General features: G+C 75.3%; 17 protein-coding genes. 8 read left to right on the forward strand and 9 right to left on the reverse strand.

The genetic code is table 11. The features are described from left to right. The first annotated feature begins 5 nt into the window (after positions 1 to 5). The 4 genes from BKA00_RS14900 to BKA00_RS14915 all read left to right on the forward strand — a co-directional run bounded on the left by BKA00_RS14900 (position 6) and on the right by BKA00_RS14915 (position 4,085). Positions 6 to 779 (forward strand): maleate cis-trans isomerase family protein, encoded by a 774-nt coding sequence (locus BKA00_RS14900; RefSeq protein ID WP_185025507.1) that lies wholly within the window; start codon positions 6 to 8, stop codon positions 777 to 779. Positions 780 to 805: 26 nt separating this feature from the next. Further along, entirely contained in the window at positions 806 to 1,465 is a 660-nt protein-coding gene (locus BKA00_RS14905) for a GntR family transcriptional regulator (RefSeq protein WP_185025509.1), read from the forward strand. 93 nt (positions 1,466 to 1,558) lie between these two features. Further along, on the forward strand, positions 1,559 to 2,812 hold the full coding sequence (locus BKA00_RS14910; RefSeq protein WP_185025511.1) for an aspartate aminotransferase family protein: 1,254 nt from the start codon (positions 1,559 to 1,561) through the stop codon (positions 2,810 to 2,812). A 133-nt stretch (positions 2,813 to 2,945) separates the two neighbouring features. Further along, the gene (locus BKA00_RS14915) at positions 2,946 to 4,085 is read left to right on the forward strand and encodes an acyl-CoA dehydrogenase family protein (RefSeq protein ID WP_185025512.1); all 1,140 of its coding nucleotides are present in this window, start codon (positions 2,946 to 2,948) and stop codon (positions 4,083 to 4,085) included. A gap of 55 nt (positions 4,086 to 4,140) precedes the next feature. Here the strand turns inward: BKA00_RS14915 and BKA00_RS14920 are convergent, their stop codons facing one another. Then, on the reverse strand, positions 4,141 to 4,998 hold the full coding sequence (locus BKA00_RS14920) for an esterase/lipase family protein (protein WP_185025514.1): 858 nt from the start codon (positions 4,996 to 4,998) through the stop codon (positions 4,141 to 4,143). Positions 4,999 to 5,151: 153 nt separating this feature from the next. After that, complete coding sequence (locus BKA00_RS14925) at positions 5,152 to 5,850, reverse strand: TetR/AcrR family transcriptional regulator (protein WP_185025516.1); 699 nt, start codon at positions 5,848 to 5,850, stop codon at positions 5,152 to 5,154. Positions 5,851 to 5,944: 94 nt separating this feature from the next. Here BKA00_RS14925 and BKA00_RS14930 point away from each other — a divergent pair, with 94 nt between their 5' ends. Then, positions 5,945 to 7,348 (forward strand): MFS transporter, encoded by a 1,404-nt coding sequence (locus BKA00_RS14930; RefSeq protein ID WP_185025518.1) that lies wholly within the window; start codon positions 5,945 to 5,947, stop codon positions 7,346 to 7,348. Beyond that, the gene (locus BKA00_RS14935; RefSeq protein WP_185025520.1) at positions 7,345 to 7,725 is read left to right on the forward strand and encodes a cupin domain-containing protein; all 381 of its coding nucleotides are present in this window, start codon (positions 7,345 to 7,347) and stop codon (positions 7,723 to 7,725) included. The genes BKA00_RS14930 and BKA00_RS14935 overlap by 4 nt, the downstream gene beginning before the upstream one ends. Positions 7,726 to 7,769: 44 nt before the next feature. Here the strand turns inward: BKA00_RS14935 and BKA00_RS14940 are convergent, their stop codons facing one another. Further along, positions 7,770 to 8,915 carry a CaiB/BaiF CoA transferase family protein gene (locus tag BKA00_RS14940; RefSeq protein WP_185025522.1) on the reverse strand — a complete coding sequence of 382 codons (1,146 nt, stop codon included), beginning with the start codon at positions 8,913 to 8,915 and terminating at the stop codon, positions 7,770 to 7,772. Between the two features lie 75 nt (positions 8,916 to 8,990). Continuing rightward, complete coding sequence (locus BKA00_RS14945) at positions 8,991 to 10,478, reverse strand: hypothetical protein (protein WP_185025523.1); 1,488 nt, start codon at positions 10,476 to 10,478, stop codon at positions 8,991 to 8,993. Between the two features lie 371 nt (positions 10,479 to 10,849). Here BKA00_RS14945 and BKA00_RS14950 point away from each other — a divergent pair, with 371 nt between their 5' ends. Continuing rightward, a complete protein-coding gene (locus BKA00_RS14950) occupies positions 10,850 to 12,595 on the forward strand; it encodes a serine/threonine-protein kinase (protein ID WP_185025525.1) in 1,746 nt (581 codons plus the stop codon). Between the two features lie 21 nt (positions 12,596 to 12,616). Here BKA00_RS14950 and BKA00_RS14955 read toward each other — a convergent pair whose 3' ends face one another. The 3 genes from BKA00_RS14955 to BKA00_RS14965 all read right to left on the reverse strand — a co-directional run bounded on the left by BKA00_RS14955 (position 12,617) and on the right by BKA00_RS14965 (position 15,920). After that, complete coding sequence (locus BKA00_RS14955) at positions 12,617 to 14,704, reverse strand: fibronectin type III domain-containing protein (protein WP_185025526.1); 2,088 nt, start codon at positions 14,702 to 14,704, stop codon at positions 12,617 to 12,619. An 86-nt stretch (positions 14,705 to 14,790) separates the two neighbouring features. Next, positions 14,791 to 15,726, reverse strand: a complete 936-nt coding sequence (locus tag BKA00_RS14960) for a threonine ammonia-lyase (RefSeq protein ID WP_185025528.1) — start codon at positions 15,724 to 15,726, stop codon at positions 14,791 to 14,793. Further along, positions 15,723 to 15,920 carry a hypothetical protein gene (locus tag BKA00_RS14965; protein ID WP_185025530.1) on the reverse strand — a complete coding sequence of 66 codons (198 nt, stop codon included), beginning with the start codon at positions 15,918 to 15,920 and terminating at the stop codon, positions 15,723 to 15,725. Before BKA00_RS14965 ends, BKA00_RS14960 begins: the two co-directional genes overlap by 4 nt. A gap of 18 nt (positions 15,921 to 15,938) precedes the next feature. Here BKA00_RS14965 and BKA00_RS14970 point away from each other — a divergent pair, with 18 nt between their 5' ends. Continuing rightward, positions 15,939 to 16,577 carry a hypothetical protein gene (locus BKA00_RS14970; protein ID WP_185025532.1) on the forward strand — a complete coding sequence of 213 codons (639 nt, stop codon included), beginning with the start codon at positions 15,939 to 15,941 and terminating at the stop codon, positions 16,575 to 16,577. Here BKA00_RS14970 and BKA00_RS14975 read toward each other — a convergent pair. Together BKA00_RS14975 and BKA00_RS14980 are read right to left on the reverse strand one after the other, a co-directional pair. Further along, positions 16,558 to 18,762 carry a transglutaminase TgpA family protein gene (locus BKA00_RS14975; protein WP_185025534.1) on the reverse strand — a complete coding sequence of 735 codons (2,205 nt, stop codon included), beginning with the start codon at positions 18,760 to 18,762 and terminating at the stop codon, positions 16,558 to 16,560. The two genes, BKA00_RS14970 and BKA00_RS14975, sit on opposite strands and share 20 nt — an antisense overlap. After that, a complete protein-coding gene (locus tag BKA00_RS14980; RefSeq protein WP_185025536.1) occupies positions 18,735 to 19,865 on the reverse strand; it encodes a DUF58 domain-containing protein in 1,131 nt (376 codons plus the stop codon). The genes BKA00_RS14975 and BKA00_RS14980 overlap by 28 nt, the downstream gene beginning before the upstream one ends.

Genomic DNA, 19,865 nt, shown 5'->3' on the forward strand with positions numbered 1-19,865 from the left:
ACAACATGCGGCAGAACGGGTTGCGCGCGGGGTTCCTCTACCCCGGCTACAGCGCCGAGGACGACTACCCCGCCATCGAGCGCGCCCTGGGGGAGGTCAGCCTCCCGGTCGTGCACACGCTGATGCGCGAGGACGCCCACCGCGTCGACGCGCTGCTGGACATCGGCGGCGCCGACGTGCTCGGCGACGGCGCCCGCGCGCTGCGCGGCCTCGGCGTGAAGGCCGCCGTGTGGGCGTGCACCAGCGGAAGCTTCGTGTTCGGCTGGGACGGCGCCGCGCAGCAGGTCGCGGGGGTGCGCGAGGCGGCGGGCGTGCCCGCCTCCAGCACGTCGTTCGCGTTCGTGCACGCGGCGCAGGCCCTCGGCGTGACCCGGGTCGCGGTCGCCGCGACCTATCCCGCCGACGTCGCCGAGCGGTTCGTCGCGTTCCTCGCCCACGCCGGCATCGAGGTGGTGGCGCTGTCCTGCCGGGGCATCGTCACCGCCGCCGAGGTCGGCACCCTCGGCCGCGACGAGGTGCTGGAGTTCGTCGCGGCCAACGACCATCCGGACGCCGAGGCGGTGCTGGTGCCCGACACCGCGCTGCACACGGTGGCCTGGCTCGACAAACTGGAGGCGCGGGTCGGCAAGCCGGTGCTGACCGCCAACCAGGTGAGCGTGTGGGAGGGGCTGCGGCTCGCGTCCGGGCCCGAGGGCCTCCCGCCGCGCACCGGGCTGGGCCGGCTGTTCTCCGTCCCCGCCGCCGTCCCCCTGCGGGGACGGCACGCATGGCATATCTGAACTGAAAAGACGAAAGGGAACCGCGCATGGGCCGACTGGGTGAGCTGGAGCCTGTTCCCCGAAAGTCGACGGTGGAGATCGTCTCGGACGAGCTGCGCTCGGCGATCATGTACGGGTCCCTGGAGCCCGGCGCGCAGCTCGGCGAGGCCGAGCTCGCCGCGCGCCTCGGCATCAGCCGCGGACCGCTGCGCGAGGCCATGCAGCGGCTCGTCCAGGAGGGGCTGCTGGTCAGCGAGCCGCACCGCGGGCTGTTCGTGATCACGCTGGACGAGGGGGACGTCGAGGACGTCTACCTCGCCCGGCTCGCGATCGAGCGCGAGGCCTGCCGGCTGATCATGGTGCGCAACCGGGGCGAGGCCGTGGCCCGGCTCACCGAGGCGCTGGAGGCGCTCGTGGCCGCCGCCCGCGAGCGCGACCGGGTCGCGATGAGCGACGCCGACCAGGCGTTCCACGAGGTGCTGGTCAGCTCGTCGGGCAGCCCCCGGCTGGAGCGGATGGCGCACACGCTGCTGGTGGAGACGCGCATGTGCCTGAACGCGCTGCAGGACACCTATCCCGAGCCCGGCGACCTCGTCGAGGAGCACCGGCGGCTCGTCGACGCGATCGGCGACGGGGAGGAGGAGCACCTGCTCACCCTCATCGAGGAGCACATGACCGACTCCATCCACCGCCTCCGCGAGTCATAACTTCCGGCCCCGCCACACGGGCCGCGGTCCCCTGGACAACGGACCCGGGGCCACCTAGATTGCAGATTGTCGACAATCTACCGGAGGGACGCCATGGCGATGCTGTCTCCCCTGCTGAAGCAGGCCACCCCCGTCCTCGCCGAGCGCGGCGAGGGCGTCTACCTCTACGACGCCGAGGGCCGCCGGCACCTGGACTTCACCGCGGGCATCGGCGTCACCAACACCGGGCACTGCCACCCGCGCGTGGTGGAGGCCGCCCAGCAGCAGGTCGGCACGCTCATCCACGGCCAGTACACGACGGTCATGCACCGGCCGCTGCTGCGGCTGACCGAGGCGCTCGGCGAGGTGCTGCCCGAGGGCCTGGACTCGCTGTTCTTCCTCAACAGCGGCAGCGAGGCGGTCGAGGCGGCCATCCGGCTCGCCCGGCACGCCACCGGCCGGCAGAACATCGTCGTCTTCCACGGCTCCTTCCACGGCCGGACGATGGGCGCCGCCGCGCTCACCACGGCGGGCACGAAGTTCCGCGCCGGGATCGGCCCGCTCATGCCGGGCGCGGCGATCGCGCCGTTCCCGCAGGCCTACCGGTACGGGTGGCCGGAGGAGGAGGCGACGCGGTTCGCGCTGCGCGAGCTCGACTACCTGCTCGCCACCGCGAGCCCGGCGTCCGACACGGCCGCCTTCGTGGTCGAGCCCGTCCTCGGCGAGGGCGGCTACATCCCCGCGCCGCCCGCCTTCCTGGAGGGGCTGCGCGAGCGCGCCGACCGGCACGGCATCCTCCTGGTCATGGACGAGGTGCAGACCGGGTTCGGGCGGACCGGCCGGTTCTGGGGCCACGAGCACTCCGCCGCGCGTCCCGACGTCCTGATCACGGCCAAGGGCCTGGCGAGCGGGTTCCCGCTGTCGGCGATCGCGGCGCCGGAGGCGCTGATGGCCAAGGCCCGCCCGGGGTCGCAGGGCGGCACGTACGGGGGCAACGCGGTCTCGTGCGCCGCCGCGCTCGCGACGCTGCGGGTCATCGCCGACGAGGACCTGGTCGGCAACTCCGCCGTGCAGGGCGCGCGGCTGAACGACGGGCTCCGCAAGATCGCCGCCGACCACCCGGCGATCGGCGACGTGCGCGGGCTCGGGCTCATGCAGGCCAGCGAGTTCACCACGCCGGACGGCGATCCCGACGCCGCCGCCGCGGCGCGGGCGCACGGGGCCGCCGCCGAGCGCGGGCTGCTGCTGCTGACCTGCGGCGCGTACGGCAACGTCGTCCGGATGATCCCGCCGCTGATCGTCACCGGGGAGCAGGTCGACGACGGGCTCGCCCTGTGGGCGGACGCCGTCGCCGACGCCCTCGGCTAGGGCCGCGCCTCAGGGCGGGTCCTTCGGGCCCGTCCTGTGGTGGACGACCCGGCCGCCGCACCGGCGCCCCGCGCGCCGGGGAGTGACGCGCCTCCTGCTAGATTCCGAACCTCGTTCTACACGAGGAGGCGCGTTGAATCCCTGGCAGACCCCGGAGCGCGCGGCGCTGCGCTCCCTGGTCCGCGACTTCACCGCGCGGGAGATCGTGCCGTTCCTGGCCGGCTGGGAGGACGCGGGCGAGCTGCCCCGCTCCCTGCACGCGCGGGCCGCGGAGGCGGGGCTGCTCGGGGCCGGGTTCCCGGAGGAGGCGGGCGGGTCCGGCGGGGAGCTGTTCGACGCGCTGATCGTCGCCGAGGAGATCATCCAGTCCGGCGGGTCGGGCGGCGTGGTCGCCTCCCTGTTCACGCACGGGATCGCGCTCCCCCACATCATCGCCTCCGGGGACGGGCGGCTGATCGAGCGGTTCGCGCGCCCCACCCTCGCCGGGGAGCTGATCGGCGCGCTCGGCGTCACCGAGCCCGGCACCGGGTCGGACGTCGCGGGCATCCGCACCACCGCCGTCCGCGACGGCGGGCACTACGTCGTCGACGGCGCCAAGATGTTCATCACCTCGGGCGTGCGGGCCGACTACGTCACCACGGCGGTGCGGACGGGCGGGCCCGGCTTCGACGGCATCTCCCTGCTGGTCGTGGAGAAGGGCGCCCCCGGGTTCACCGTGTCGAAGCCGCTGCGCAAGATGGGCTGGCTCTGCTCGGACACCGCGGAGCTGTCGTTCGACGGCGTCCGCGTCCCCGCGCAGAACCTCGTCGGCGCGGAGAACAGCGGGTTCCTGCAGATCGTCCAGAACTTCGTGACCGAGCGGCTCTCCCTGGCCGTCCAGGCCTACGCGACGGCGCAGCGCTGCCTGGACCTCACCCTGGCCTGGGTCCGGGACCGGGAGACGTTCGGGCGCCCGCTGGCCTCCCGGCAGCTCGTCCGGCACAAGATCGCCGAGATGGCGCGGCGGACCGACGTCGCCCGCACCTACACCCGCGCGGTCGCCGAACGGCACGCCGCCGGGGAGGACGTCCTCACCGAGACCGCCTACGCCAAGAACACCGCCGTCCTGGCCTGCGAGCACGTGGTGCACGAGGCCGTCCAGCTGCACGGCGGGACGGGCTACATGCGCGAGTCGGAGGTGGAGCGCCACTACCGCGACGCCCGCATCCTCGGCATCGGCGGCGGCACCAACGAGATCATGAACGAGATCGCCGCCAAGCGCCTCGGGCTGTGACACCGGCGGCGCCCGGCGGTGAGAGGGGAGGCCGCCGGGCGCCGCCGTCCCGGGGTCAGCCGAGGGGGTTCGCGCAGTCGATGGGCCAGTACGGGCCCCAGACGTCGAGCGAGTTCAGCACGAACTTGATCATCACCGGGTCGAAGGCGATGCCGACGTGCGCGTTGGTGTCGTTCGCGCACTTGTCCTGCAGCAGGACGTTCTGCGCGTTGGAGCCGTTGAGGAACTCCGAGGTGTAGGGCGTGACGACCTCGTCGTACTTCGTGGACAGCACGATGTAGGTCGGGCCGGGCACGGTGTCGCCGCCCTCGTTCAGCTTCTTCAGGAAGTCGGAGCCGACGATCTGCTGGCCCGCGGCCGGCGCCGCCTTCACGACCGCCTGCGTGATGCCGAGCAGGGCGCCCAGCTCCACCAGCCCCGACATGTTGGTGCCGTGGTTGGACGGCACGACGCCGACCAGCTTGTTCACCTTCGCGGCGCCGCCGAGGAACTTCATGTAGTACCGCGGCATCATGCCGCCCTGCGAGTGCCCGACGATGTCGACCTTGGACGCCCCGGTGGAGGCGGTGACCCTGTCGACGAACGCAGCCAGCTCACCGGCCGACGTGGGGATGTCGCCGATCCCCTGGACGGGGCCGTCCTTCGGGCCGCCGTAGTTGAGGGCGTAGACGCAGTACCCGGCCTTCTTCAGCGCCGGGGAGAGCTTCTGCCAGTTGAACGCCATGTTCTCGAACGTGCCGTGCACGAGCACCACGGGGCGGGGGTGCGGGAACGAGGGTTTGCAGTTCCAGTCGTTCGCCCCCTGCGGGCTCGTCTCGGCGTGCGCGGCGGGCGCGGCCGTCCCGGCCAGGCCGAGGGCGGCGGGGACCGCCGCGGCGATGACCGCCCACGAGCGGAGTCGCGTGAAACGCATGGGCATCTCCCTAATGCGGGCACGACGAAAAAGGCCGTCGTCCGGCCTTCGCGGTCGCCGTGTCGAGGGGTGGAGTGCCCACAAGGTACGACCGTGTTCCGGCGCAGTCTTGTGGAATGACCGCCGGTTATCGCAAACGAATTGTCAGCCGGTTCACAAGCGGTCCGGCGCGGGCGGCGTCGCCTGCGGCCCTGGTTCTCGGGTGAGGCCGTCGACGAGGGCGCGCAGCCCGTCGAGGTAGGTGTCCTGCGCGGTCAGCTCCGCCCAGCGACCCGACAGGGACGCCAGACGCGGCAGCTCCGCCGGGTCGAGTCCGGCGAAGACCCGGTCGCGGTAGGTGGGCCGGTCGTCCGCCGCGCGCCTGCGGGCGGACGCGGCCCGCACGAGCATCTCCCCCGCCGTGTAGTACCAGACTGCCCGGTACCCGTGGACGGCGCGCTCGATAGTGAGACCGCACTCCATCAGAGCGTCCACGATCCGCTCGTTGTACCAGAGCGCCTCCTCCGCCATCAGGTCGTCGGCGGTGAGCACCTCCACGATCCACGGGCAGCCGGCCAGCGTCTCCCGGATGGCCGCGGCCAGCACGACGACGCGCTCGCGGGGGTCCCCGGGCAGGTCGGGCCTGCGCAGGTTCCGGGAGGCGTAGTCCTCCAGGAGCAGGAGAAGGAGCTCCTCCTTGTCCCGCACATGGTGGTAGAGCGCCATCGGCGTGCTGCCGACCTCCTTGGCCAGCCGCCGCATCGTCAGCCTGCCGGCCCCCTCCTCGTCCACGATCCGGCGGGCGGTCTCGATGATCTCCGCGCGGGAGATGCGGGGCGGCCTGCCGCCGCCCCGCCGCTCTGGGGACGCCATCCCCCCATCATCGCGCATGCGCGCGCCCCGGGCTGGACAGGCGGGCCCGCCTCCGGCTACGTTTTTATACATGTATAGAAAATCGAGACCAGGGATGGTGCTGGCGGCCGCGTCCGTCGCCCAGTTCGTCGTCGCCCTCGACATGGCGGTGGTGAACGTCGCGCTGCCCGCGATCCGGACGTCCCTCGGCTTCACCCCGGTCGACCTGGCCTGGGTCGTGCACGTCTACGCGCTCGCCTTCGGCGGGTTCCTGCTGCTCGGCGGCCGGGCCGGCGACCTGTACGGGCGGCGCCGGCTGTTCGTCCTCGGCCTCGCGGTGTTCGGCCTCAGCTCGCTCGGCGGCGGCCTGGCCCAGGCACCCTGGCAGCTCGTTGCCGCCCGCGCGGGGCAGGGCCTGGGCGCCGCGGCGGTAGCCCCGGCCGCCCTCGCGCTGCTGACGACCACGTTCGAGGGCCGCGCACGCGTCCGGGCGCTCGGCGTGTGGAGCGCCGTGAACGCGGCGGGCGGCGCGCTCGGCGTCCTCGCGGGCGGCGTCCTGACCGAGTACGCGGGCTGGCGCTGGGTGATGCTGGTCAACCTGCCGATCGTGGCGGCCGCCCTGGTCCTCGTCCCGATGGGGGTCCCCGCGGCGCGGCCCGCCGCGCGGGAGCGGGCGGACGTGCTCGGCGCGGTGCTCGCCACCGGCGGCATCGGGCTTCTGGTGTTCGGAGTCGTCCGCACCGACACCCTCGGCTGGACCTCCGCGCGGACCCTCGCCACCCTGGCCGCGTCGGCGGCCCTCCTCGCGGCGTTCGTGTTCGCCGAGTCGCGATCCCCGGCACCGCTCGTCCGTCTCGGTCTGCTGCGAAGCCCCTGGGTGGCCGGCGCGAACCTGATCGTGTTCTTCGCCGCCGCGGGCCAGTTCTCCGCCTTCTACTTCGTGTCCCTTTACATGCAGCAGGTCCTGCACATGGGGGCGGCCGAGACGGGCGCGGCGTTCCTGCCCTTCTCCGCCGGGCTGGTGGCCGGGACCGTGGCCGCCACCCGCATCACCTCCGCCCGGTCGCCGCGCGCCTCGCTGGTCCCCGGCGGCCTGCTCGCCGCCGCGGGACTCGGCTGGTTCGCCCTCATCAGCCCCGGCGGCGGCTTCCTCACCGACGTCCTCGGGCCCTCCCTGCTGTGCAGCGTCGGCACCGGCCTCGTCCTCGCCCCGGTCGCCGTCGCCGCCACCACCGGGGTCGCGCCCCGCGAGGCGGGCATGGCCTCGGGCCTGCTCAACAGCTCCCGCCAGCTCGGCGGCTGCGTCGGCCTGGCGGCACTGGCGACCGTCGCCGCCCACCGCACCGGCGGCGCCACGACCGAGCCCGCGCTCAACGACGGCTACGCCCTGAGCCTCGCCGTCTCCGCCGCGCTCTTCCTCGTCGCGGCCGCGGTCGCCGCGACCCTCCCGCGCCGCGGTGCCGCCGCCCCGCACTCCTCCGCATCCAAGAAAAACCGACTGGAAGGAACACGCTCATGAATCCGATCGACATGTTCGCCTCCGCCCTCGTCCTCCACCCGGACGGCGCGGTTCGCGCGGCCGAGCGCCGCATGACGAGCGGCGACGGCGGCTGGCAGATCGCGGCCTTCCACGCCGAGACCGACGAGGACGTCCACGCCGACCACTGGGAGGTGCATCCGGCCGCGGAGGAGGCGGTGTGCTGCCTGTCCGGCGGCCTGCGGATCTGCTTCCGTCCCGAGGAGCCCGGCGGCGAGGAGGAAATGGTGCGGTTGCCCGCCGGCACGGCCGTCGTCGTCCCCCGCGGCCGCTGGCACCGCCTGGAACTGGACGCCCCGAGCGACGTCATGTCCGTCACCCTCCGCCAGGGCTCCCGGCTGGAGAGGCGCACCGTCTGACGCGCTCCGGCGGCCGTGCCCGGACGGCGCGGCCGCCGGTTCGGTCAGGCCTGGGCTACGGCGCCTTCCTTGAGGAGGGTCTCGGCGTCGTCGAAGCCGAGGTCGTCCAGGACGGCCCTGGTCTGGCCGCCGGGGAGGACGGGGACGCCGTCGGTCTCGGCCGGGGTCCGGGAGAAGCGCGGGGCCGGGGCCGGCTGGCGGTGGCCGGCGAGCTCGGGGAAGACCTCGCGGGAGGTGTTGAAGGGGTGCTCGGCGGCCTCGGTCAGCGACAGGACGGGGGCCACGCAGGCGTCGCTCGGGACGAAGACCTCCGTCCACTCGTCGCGGGTCCTCGTGCGGAAGGCGGCGGCGAAGCGCTCGCGCATGGCGGGCCACCGGTCGCGGTCGTACTGGGCGGGCAGGTCCTCGCCCTCGAGGCCGAGCCGGCGGAGGAACTCGGCGTAGAACTGCGGCTCGATGGCGCCGACGGCCATGTGGCGGCCGTCGGAGGTCTCGTAGACGTCGTACCAGGGGGCACCGGTGTCGAGCATGTTGACGCCGCGGCGGTCCTCCCAGATGCCGCCCGCGAGGAAGCCGTGGATGAAGGTCGACAGGTGGGCGGTGCCGTCCACGATGGCGGCGTCGACGACCTGGCCGCGCCCGCTCGCCCGGGCCTCGAGCAGGGCCGCGAGGACGCCGGTGACGAGGTACATGCTGCCGCCCGCGAAGTCGCCGAGCAGGTTCATCGGGACCTGGGGCGGCCCGCCCGCGCGGCCGATGGCGTGCAGGGCGCCGGTGATCGCGATGTATCCGACGTCGTGGCCCGCGGCGTGCGCCAGCGGCCCCTCCTGCCCCCAGCCGGTCATCCGCCCGTAGACCAGGCGGGGGTTGCGGGCCAGGCAGTCGTCCGGGCCGATGCCGAGCCGCTCGGTGACGCCGGGGCGGAACCCTTCGAGCAGGACGTCGGACTTCTCCACCAGGCGGAGGACGACCTCCCTGCCGCGCTCGTTCTTGAGGTCGATGGCGATCGACCGCTTGCCGCGGTTGGTGAAGTCGGTGCCGCCGGCGGCCTGCCCGTCCCGGACGGCGGAGGCGCGGTCGACGCGGATCACGTCGGCGCCGAGGTCGGCCAGCAGCATCGCCGCGAACGGTCCCGGCCCGATCCCGGCCAGCTCGATCACCCGTACTCCGGAGAGCGGCCCGTTGCCCATCTGCGACTCCCTGAATCTCGTTCGGTCCCCCTTAGTGTGCCCGATCCAGGTAAGCGGGTGCTGACCCGGCCCGCCCTACCGGGCGGTGAGGGTCACGGGCGTGCCGGGGGCGCCCTTGGCGACGAGGAGGCGGTCGCGCGTCGAGGGGCTCCGGACCCCCTCGGCGTGCGGGGCCAGACCTTGTGCGGCCGCGGCCAGGTAGTACCAGCGGCCCGACGGCGCGCGCCACCAGGTCCCGCTGACGGGGCGGCGGACGTCGCAGGCGCCCGTGGCCCGGTTCTGCGCCCCGAGCAGGGTCGCGAAGGCGGCGGCGCCGCCGTCGGCGTACGCCAGCCGGGTGCAGGTCCAGTCGGCGCTCTTCCCGCCGTGCGGCAGCGTCCCCGACCAGAAGTCGAACGCCGTCGCCGCGGAGACGGGCCGCGAGGACGCCGGGACCGCGCAGGCCAGCCTCTTCCAGAACGACCGGGCGGCGCGGCCGAGCACGGCCGGGCGGTCGGGGCCGCCCGGCCGCCGGTCCGGCGCCCGGTAGCCGAGGACGGCGGCGCGCGGGCCGCCGAGGTCGCCGACCGTCCGCGGGCCGAGGTGGAAGAGCGGGCCGCGCCCGCAGCCGGTACCGGGGCGGACCGGCACCGTTACGCCGCCGGACGTGGCGAGCCTTTCCCCGGCGAACGTCTCCGGCCGGGTGTCCCACGGCGACAGGAGGTAGCGACCGCCGCCGAGGACGATCGGAGCGGACGGGTCGGCGCCGATCGAGGCGACGTCCAGGCGCCCGGAGGCGTAGCGGGCCAGGCGTCCGCCGCTGCGCATCACGGCGAGCGGCGCGCCGTCCACACGGCCGGCGTACAGGAGCTGCGCGACGCCGCTGTCGGGGCGGCGGCCTTCGGGCGCGGCGGCCCACGCGGCGGCGGCGCGCCGGCCGAACGCCCGGTCGCCGGCGAGGTCGCCGCGGGCGGGCCAGACGTCGAGGGAGCGGGCGCCGCGCGTCCAGGCGTCCGGCGCCGCCGCGACCAGGCCGAGGCCGCGCGCCGACGCCTCGCGCGCGCCCTCCCGCTCGGTCACCAGCAGCGCCCCCACCAGCGCGGCGGTGAGGAAGACCGCGGCCGCGAACGGGACCACCGAGCGCGTGCGGACGGGGCGCAGCCCCTCCGGCTCGAACCGGTCGGCGCGGCGGGGCACGGGCACCTCGACGGCCTCGGCGGCGCGGATCACCTGCCAGGGGTCGCGCACCCGCAGCTCGGTCAGCTGGTCGCGGACGGCGTAGCGGGGCATCCCCTCCACGTTCCGCAGGACGTAGGCGACGCGGACGTGGGGGTCGAGCCTGGACAGCGCCGCGGTCAGGGACGGGTCGGGCAGCCGGGCGGGCAGCGCGCGCAGCCACGGGCCGAGGCCGATCTGCATGCGGCGGGGCGGCCGCAGCGCCCGCCGCAGCACGCGGGTCCGCCGCCGGGCGTGCCCGGCGGCGGAGCGGTCGCGGGCGCCGCGCGAGGCGGAGTCCACGATCCGGCGGGCGATCGCCAGCCGGTAGACGCGCTTCCCCCGTCCCGGTAGAACGAAATACGCCATCCGGACAAGGTCGCCATATGCCGATTCGGTCGGCGGTGTTTCCTGGTGCGGATTCGTCATGACTTCGTCCGTCACGGCGGGCCACTCCCTCTGGGGCAGTTCCTTCGTCGCGAACCCCGAGGTTAGGACGGAGAGAGCCGGCGCTGGAGCGCAATTGGCACAACGATTAACCGGCCGATTGGAAATGTCCCCCATTTCCGTACGAGACGCCGGGTGGCCGGACCGGACCGCCTCGCGAGAGCAGCCACGCCCGTTTCCTCCCCGTACTACGCTGTTGCCCCGGGGGAACCGCCCAGGGCCGCACCGCATCGAACGACCGCGCCCCGCCGCGCCCCGGACGAGACGAGCGATCGAGAGGGAACCCCCGACCCATGACCGAGGACGTTCCGGGCTACCGGGTGCTTGAGCAGGTCGGCGAGGGCGGCTTCAGCGTCGTCTACCGCGCCCACCAGGAGCGCCTGGACCGGATGGTCGCACTGAAGGTCATGTCGATCAGCGCGGTCGACGACGCGGCGATGCGGCGGTTCCAGCGCGAGTGCAAGATCACCGGACGGCTGTCCGGGCACCCGAACATCGTGACCGTGCTGGACACCGGTACCACCCGGTCCGGGCGCCCCTACATCGTGATGGAGTACTTCGAGCACGGCGCGCTCACCGACCGGCTCGCCCGGGAGGGGCCCCTGGCGTTCGCCGAGGTGCTGCGGATCGGGGTGAAGATGGCGGGCGCGCTCGCCGCCACCCACGAGACCGACGTGCTGCACCGCGACGTCAAGCCGCAGAACGTGCTGCTGTCGCGGTACGGCGAGCCCGCGCTCGCCGACTTCGGCATCGCCCGCCTGGTCGACAGCTTCGACGCCACCCACACGCAGGCGTTCACCCCGCACCACGCCGCCCCCGAGGTGCTGGAGGGCAGGCCGCCGGGCATCGGGTCCGACCTCTACTCGCTCGGCTCGACGCTCTACCAGTTGCTGGCCGGACGGCCCGCGTTCAAGGGGCCGCCCCGCGAGGGCATCGCGCCGCTGATGCTGCGGATCCTGAACGACCCCCCGCCGCCGATCCCCCGCCCCGACGTCCCGCGGCAGGTCACCGACGTCATCGTGCGCGCGATGGCCAAGACGCCCGACGAGCGGTTCGCGAGCGCCGTGGAGTTCGCGCAGGCGCTCCAGCGCGTCCAGGCGGAGCTGGGGCTGCCGGTGACGGACGTGGCGCACGCCGGCCGCGGTGCCCTGGTGCTGTCGGACGCCGGCCCGCTCCCCTCGTTCCCCGACACCTCCGCCCCGCCGCCGGCGCCCGCCCGGGCGCCCGGCGCGCAGGCGCCGTCCCCGCCCGCCGCCGCACCGCCGGCGCCCCTCGCCGCGCCGACGCCGGCGCCCCCGCGGTCGCCGTGGGCGCCGAACGCGCTCCCGCCGCAGACCCGTGAGACGGCCTCCCAGGAGGGCCCACGACCCGCCCCGGAGGCCGCCTGGCCTCCGGCCCCGGCACCTCAGGCGGGCGACCGGCACGCGAACGGCTCCTCCACGACGCCGCACACGACGCCGCCTGCGTCACCGCACACCTCACCGCACACCTCGCCGCACGGCGGCCCGCACCAGACCACCTGGGACCAGCCGCACACCGGCCCCCGCCGCGGCCTGCTCGTGGTGGGCGGGATCGTGCTCGCGGGCGGGCTGGCCCTCGGCATCGGGGCGCTCGTGCTGTCCGGGGGCGGCGACGGCGGGAACGGGGCCGCCGCGACGTCGGCACCGCCCTCGGGAACCGTCCCGCAGGGGCGTGCCACCCAGGCCCCGCCGGAGCCGATCCCGCCCTCGCAACTCGCGGCGACCCGGCCCCGCAAGGTGGTCGCGCGGCAGGTCGGCCGCACGGCGGCGCTGCTCTGGACGCTGCCGCCCGCCGCGCGGGGGCTGCCGCTGCTCGTCCAGCAGCAGCCCGCCGGGACCCAGCCGATCGTGTCGGTGAAGGCGGGCTCGCAGTCGGCGACCATGCCGGGCCTGCGGCCGAACACCGCCCACTGCTTCAAGGTCGGCGCGGTGCTGCGCCTCAACCAGGGCCAGGCTCCGGACGTGGCGTGGTCGGCGCCCGCCTGCGTCGGCAAGGCGAAGAAGCGCACCAAGCCGTGACGCTCGCGGAGGGGCCGCGGGTCAGGGCGCGCACGTCCAGACCGCGGGCCCCGCGAAGCTCCTCCAGTCGCCCGGCGTGTTGACCAGGTACCCGATGACGTAGCCGGTCTTGCCGCTCCACGTGATGTTGGCGTACATGTCGCCGGCGAGGTTGGCGTCTTTGGGGTGCCTGTAGTAGACGCCCTTCTTCTGGCAGTTCACGACGACGAGTTCGCCGTTGTTGTCCTTCATGGTGGCGACGGTCGTGTTGCTGTTGGCGTCGGCGGTGGACCGGATGTAGGCGTTGGAGTTCCCGTTGCGTTCCACCGGGTACCTGACCGCGGGCCCGCTGAGCCTGGCGCCGAGCGTCGCGGCGGAACCCGTGCCCGCGCTGTTCACGGCGGCGACGGTGAAGGTGTAGGGCCCGTTGGTCCACACCTCCCCGAGCGTCGCGGTCATGGCCGAGCCCGTGGCGGCGGTCACCGTCCGGGACCCCTTGACCGGGCCGTCCCAAACGATCCGGTAGGCGGACGCGCCGGGCGGGGCCGTCCAGGAGACCTTCGCCCCGGACGAGGTCGCCTGCGCCTTGAGGCCCGTCGGCGCGCCGGGCGTCACGCACGGGCGGGCCGGGTCGCTCGGCGCCGACACCTGCTCCCGGGTCCGTCCGCGTCCGTCCCGGTAGCGGACGGCGACGCGGAAGCGGTACTCGCGGGCGCAGTCCCCGCCGGTGACCGTGAACGTGAAGGGCCCGGCGCCCGGCGCGATCGCGGCGGGGCTCGCCGTGAGGCCGGGCGGGACGTCCTTCAGCGCGTAGCCGATGATCCCCTCGCCGTCCGAGGGCTGGAAGTCGATCCGCATCGTGCCCGCCCCGGGCGTGACCGACACGTTCAGCGGCCCGCCGGGCGGCCGGCCGGGAGTCCGGCGCGGGTCCTGCGGGGCGGTCGTCCGCGGCGGCTGGGGAGCGCCGCTGCCGCCGGGCCGCGGGATGGCGCGGCGGGCGGGTCCGCCCGGCACCTTGTCCCGGTACTTGTCGATGCCCTTGCGGCCGCCCTGCCCGTCGATCACGACGGCGCGCGGGCCCGACGGGTCGTTCGCCCACAGCAGGCCGTCGCGCACGAAGACGTCCAGCCTGGCGGGCCGCCCGCTGACGGGGACCGGCGCCTCGAACCGGTTGCCCGCCGAGTCGTACACGAGCAGGGCCCCGGCCGTCTCGTCGGGGATGTAGACCTTGGGCCCGAGCATCTGCGGCGGCCGGTACCGGTGCTTCGGCATGGCGAGCCGCGTGCTGGAGTACCGCCCGGTGTCGGTGTCCACGGTCACCAGCGACCCGGCGCCGGGCACCAGCAGCGGGACGGTCTTGCCCTCGGTGGCGGGTGGGGCGAGCACGCCGCCGCGGCCCGCCTGCCGGACGGTCGCGGGCAGCCCGACCGTCAGGCGCGTCCCGGACGGCTTGACGACGGTGGCGGTGGCCTTCGTGGAGTTCACGACGACGGGGTCGCCCGCGGCCATGGTGAGCGCGAGGTCGTCCCCCGGCCCGCCGACGGGGACCGGCGGCTGCGAGCGGCCGTCCTTGAACGCCGTGACCTGCCCGTCCTTCGCCACCGGCACCCACAGGGCGCCGCGCGCGTCGATGCCCGCCTGCCCGAGGACGGGCGGGAGCGCGGCGGGCGCGCCGACCGGCGTCAGGCCGACCGGGTCGATCTGCTGGAGGACGCCCTTGACGGAGTCGACCGTGTAGGCCTTCCCCGCGCCGGCGAGGACCTGGATGCCGCGGCCGAGCGGGCGGCTCGCGCCGACGTCCAGCTGGGAGGGGTCGAGCCGGCTGACGACGCCGGTGTCCTGGTCGACGATCAGGACGGTGGCGCCGTCCTGGACGATCCTGATGTCGTGGCCGCGCATCTGCGGGGGCACGCCGGTCTTGCCGTCCACCTTGGCCGCGGGCCCGTTGACGTGTACGACGAGGCCCTTGTCCCGCGCGGTGAGCCAGGCGCCGACGTCGGCGATCCGGTACTTGGCGCTCGCGACGCCCACTCCGTAGACGACGGCGGCGATGACGAGCACGCCGGTGAGCCCGACGGCCACCTGCCCCGTCAGCCGATCACGCCGGAAGAAAACGCCCAGGCCCGCCATGTCCTGAAATCCCCCACCCATTTCGCAGGGGCCACCGTAGCCGCTCAGGTCCCACCGGCGCCGGTGTTCCCGCCAAACGGCCGCTCTCAGGTTCCGCCGACGGCGGCGGAGTACGCCGCGGCGGTGATGTTGCGCCCGGACACGACCACCACCAGGCGCCCGGCGGCCTCGACCTTCCCGGCCAGGACGGCGGCGACCGCCGCGCCGCCCGCGCCCTCGGCGACGAGACCGTGCTCGTGGAACAGCATCCGCAGCGCCGCCCGGATCTCGTCGTCGGTGACCGACGTCAGCTCGGCGGTGCGCCCGATCACCCCGGGGGTGACGCAACCGGGTTCGAGGTTGCCGGGCAGGCCGTCGGCGAAGGTGTCGCCGACCTCGACCCGCGTGACCCGCCCGGCCGCGACCGACGCCGAGACGCCGCGCGACACCGCCGACTCCACGCCCACGATCCGCACGCCGCCGCGCTCGCGCGCCCACAGGCACAGGCCGGCGACGAGCCCGCCGCCGCCGACCGGCGCGACGACCGTGAGGGGGCCGTCCGCCTGCCGGTCGAGTTCGCGCCCGATGGTGCCCTGTCCCGCGATGACCGCCGGGTCGTTGTAGGGCGAGACGTAGTGGCCGGGCAGCGTCATCGCGTGCGCCTCGGCCTCGTCGTAGGTCTCCCCGTGCTGGACGAGGCGCACCGGGAACGCGCGGATCCTGTCGACCTTGACCTGCGACGCCCGGGTCGAGACGACGACGGTGACGTCCGCGCCCGCCCTCGCGGCGGCGTACCCCATGCCGAGGCCGTGGTTGCCCGCGCTCGCCGTGACGGCCGGCTCCCCGCCCGGGAGCGCGGCGACGGCAGCGAGCGCGCCCCGCACCTTGAACGCGCCGACCGGCTGGAACGTCTCCAGCTTCAGCAGCGCGCCCGGCGCCAGGCCCGAGGGGACCAGCGGCGTGGGCGCGAGCTCGGCGGACACGGCCCGCCAGGCGCGGTCCAGGTCGTCCGGGCCGGGCGGGCGGACGGCGCGGGCCGTCATGCCCGCTCCCCCGGCGACCCGTCCAGCCGCTCGTGCAGGCGCTCCCGGATCTCCTCGGGGGTGTAGGAGCGGCGGCGGCGCTCGGCGCGCACGACCACGGCCCCGGTCGCGGCGACCCCGAGGAACCCGGCGACGCCCAGCGCCTTCCAGAGATTCGATGCTTTCCAGACGCCGGAACCCCTCAACGTGCGCATACGGCTACCGTAGCGACCATGCCGGGCACGAGCATCTCCCTCGACCAGGCCGTCGAGCTGACCCGCACCGGGGACGTGTGGCTGTTCCGCGGCCGCACGGTCGCCGACCGCGCCATCCAGATGACGACCAACAGCCCCGTCAACCACGTCGGCATGGCGGTGGTGATCGACGACCTGCCGCCGCTGATGTGGCACGCCGAGCTCGGCCGCTCGCTGCGGGACATGTGGACCGGCGGGCACCACCGCGGCGCGCAGCTGCACGACCTGCGGGACGCGGTGCTGGCCTGGGGGAACCGGTACGGGCAGCGGGCCTGGCTGCGGCAGCTCGACCCGCCGCCGACCCCGGCGATGGAGGACGCGGCGCTGCGCGCGGTGGCGCGGCTGGACGGCACGCCGTTCCCCTCCACGTCGAAGCTGGCGACGCGGTGGCTGCGCGGGCGGGTGCCGATCCGGCGGCCGGCCGAGCGGGACCCGAACCTGGAGACGGCGTTCTGCGCGGAGATCGTCGCGGTGACGTACCAGTCGATGGGGCTGCTGCCGAAGGGGCGCCGCCCGAACTGGTTCGACCCGGGCCGGTTCTGGAGCGGGGACGACCTGGGGCTGGAGACGGGCGCGGTGCTCGGCGGTGAGATCGCGGTCAGCGTCCCCGCGTCCTGACGGCCCGGCGGTCCCGCAGCGACCGCGGGTGCAGGCGGCGCCGGAACTGGCGCAGCCGCCCGGCCCTGGCGGTGACGAGGCGGCCGAGCTCGTCGGTGTGCCGCCACGCCTGGTCGGCGGCGCCGGGGTCCGGGTGGGACGCGGCGAACCGGCTGCGGTTGACCAGGTCGGCGAGCGGCCCGAGATGGCCGTGGGCGTCCTCGCCGACGGCGGACGCGCCGAAGCGGGCGACCTCGTGCGCGGTCAGCGTCCGGGCCGTGGACAGGCCGACGTCGGCGAGGTGGTCGAGCGCCTGGTGCCACGCGCCGGTGATGCGGGCGGCGGGCGTCCCGGCCCTCCGGCGCCGCCTCCGCAGGGCGGGGGCGAGCAGGACGGCGCCCAGATAGCCGATGGCGAGCGCGCCCGCCGCGAGCGCGGCGAACACCCACCACGGCGTGGGCCCGCCGTCCGCGGCGGCCGGCTTCCGCGGGTCGTTCTGCGTCGTGTCGCCCGGCCCCTGTCCGCGCTGCTGGGAGGCCGCGTTCTTCTGGGCCTGCTCCAGCTTCTGCTCGGTCTCACCCGCCGCGACGGAGTCGTTCTTCTTGGAGCGGCGCGCGCTGTCGGGCAGCGGGTTGAACCGGATCCAGCCGAGCCGGTCGAACTTGATCTCCGGCCACACCATCACGTCCCCGGACCGGACCTGGACGGTGTCGCCCGCGCGGTCGCCGCCGTCGAAGCCCACGGTGACGCGGGACGGCAGGCCGATCGTCCGGGCGAGCAGCGCGTAGGCGGTCGCGAAGTGCTCCGGCGTGCCGCGCCTGCCCTCGCCGAGGAAGTAGTCGAGCTGCCGGTAACCGTGCCCCGGCGGGGCGGTCACGTCGTACCGGGCGTACCGCTTGAGGTACTCGGCGAGCATCGCGGCCTTCTGGATGGGCGACACGGCGCCCCGCGTCGCGGCCTGGGCGAACCTGCGGAACTCGGCGATCTGGACGGGCGGCTCCTTCGCGCCCGGTCCCCACGGCAGCTCCCGCGCCGCCCTGGCCTCGGCGTCGGCGGCGACGTCCGCCCCGGCGAGGTCGTCGGCCGTCCATTCGGGGACGACGGAGTCGACGCGGTAGGTCTGGCCGGGGCGCAGCGGCCGCGCGGCGGCCAGCGCGCCGCTGCCGGGATCGACGACGACGGGGAGCCCGGCGACCTCCCGCGGCCGGTCGGCGGCGGGCACCCACACGCCCGGCAGGTCGCGGATCGTGATGTGCTGCGCGACCTCGTGCTCGCGGTCCGGGTCCGGCCCCTGCGGCACGCGGCTGCCCGTCGGGACGAAGCGGGCCGTGGACGACCACGTCACACCGTCGAAGCGGTCCAGGACGGCGAGCCGCTCGATCTCGTTCCGCTTCGACCGGACCGTGAACATCACCTGGTCGGGGCTGAGCAGCCAGCCGCCGACGCGGTCCAGGGGGCTGACGCCGTCGCGCTGCTGCGGCGGCGGCGCCTGCACCTGCTCGCGCGGGTCGTAGGGGTCGGCGCTGACGGGGACGACGGTTCCCGCGGCGAACGCCAGCGCCCCGAGGACGGCCGCGGCGGGGACGCCGACCAGCAGGGGCCGCCACGCGGCGCCCGGGCCGTCCGCGCGGACGAGGACCAGCACGGCGATGAGCACGACGGTGGCGGCGGCGAGCGGCAGGTTGGAGCCGGGACCGTCCACCCCGAGCAGCAGCGCGACCGCCCACACGCCGAGGACGGGCACGCAGGGCAGGGCGCGCGGCGAGGTGCGCAGCGCCAGCTCCGCCGCCGCGAACGCCGCCAGCCACACCACCACGTGCACCAGGACGAGGTACTCCGGCTTCGCGGGGGCGGGCAGCAGCGTGGTCAGGATCGACTTCCACGCTCCGAGGACCCCCTCGCGCAGCGTCTGCGGGAGCGTCCCGTCCCGGAGGGCGGGGCGCAGGACGGTCACCGAGACCGTTCCCGCCCAGGCGACGACGGTCAGCACCAGCGAGATCCACAGCGGCCACGGGCCCCTGTCCTTGCGCGGCCCCGACAGCAGCCCGCACAGCAGCGTCGGCACCGCCGCCGCGACGGCGGCGACGGGGACGACCGGGCCGAGACCGAAGACCCGCTGGAACGCCAGCCCGGCGACGGCGGCCAGGCAGGCCGTCACGACGATCGACGCGTACCGGGTCACCGGGCGGCCCCCAGCCGGTGCCATGCCTCGGCCAGCCCCTCCAGGTCGGTGAAGTCGACGAGCTGGACGCCGGGCGGCGCCGCCGCGGGGTCCCGCGGGCGGACCCGCAGCACGACGACCCGGTCGAAGCGGCCGCGGACGGCCGCGACGCGCCCGAGCTCGGCGGCGTCCGGGGTGATGAGGACGAGGGAACCGCCCGGACGCACGCGGCGCACCGCGTCCACGGCCGAACGCGGCCCCTCCCGCGTCTGGACGGAGGTGAGCCGGTCCAGGAGGACCTCGACGTCGTCCGGCCCGCCCCGCGTGTCGGCGACCTGGCCGTCGCCGGTGAGGATCCGGACGGGGAAGCTCGCCGACGCCGCCCCGGCCGCGACCGACGCCGCGGCGTCGACGGCCAGCTCGAAGTCGTCCGGCTCCGGCCACGAGCCGGGGCGCGCCTCCAGCACGACCGTCGTCGTCGGCAGGCTGGCGTCCACGAGCTGGCGGACCATCAGCGTCCCGGTGCGGGCCGACGACTTCCAGTGGACGTGGCGCAGCTCGTCCCCGATCACGTACTCGCGCAGCGCGTGGAAGGTCGCCGTCCCCGCCGGGGACCTGTCGCTGGTCGGGCCCTCCAGGTGGTGGGCGCGACCGGACGGCAGCAGCCCCAGCCGCACCGTCCTCGGCCGGACGAGCAGGACCCGCGGCGTCCCGTACTCGCGCACCCGGCGCGCCAGCCGGAGGGGGTCGGCGCGCACCAGCCGCAGCGGCCCCACCGGGATCTCACCGCGCCGGGACGTCGGCAGCCGGTAGGTCACGGTGCGCCCGCCGCCCGGGCGCAGCCGCGGGACGTCGACCGCGACCGGCGCGGAGCCCGCCGCGTCCTCGGCGCTGAGCCCGCGCACGCCGCGCCCCTTGTTCGTCACGTGCAGGACCCCGACGGCGGGCTCGCCGCGCGCCACCCGCTCCGGCGCGATCTCCCTGCGGACCTCCAGCCGGGGGCGCGGCAGCGTCCACAGCGCCGCCGCCCCCACCGCGGCGAGGCCCGCGACGGCCAGCGCGGCGGGTTCGGGATAGCCGAGCCACCAGCCCGCCGCGTACAGCGGGACCGAACCGGCCGCCGTCCCCCATCCGAGCGGCGTCAGCAC

This window comes from Actinomadura coerulea (genome assembly GCF_014208105.1).
In the GTDB taxonomy this organism is placed as follows: Bacteria; Actinomycetota; Actinomycetes; order Streptosporangiales; family Streptosporangiaceae; genus Spirillospora; species Spirillospora coerulea.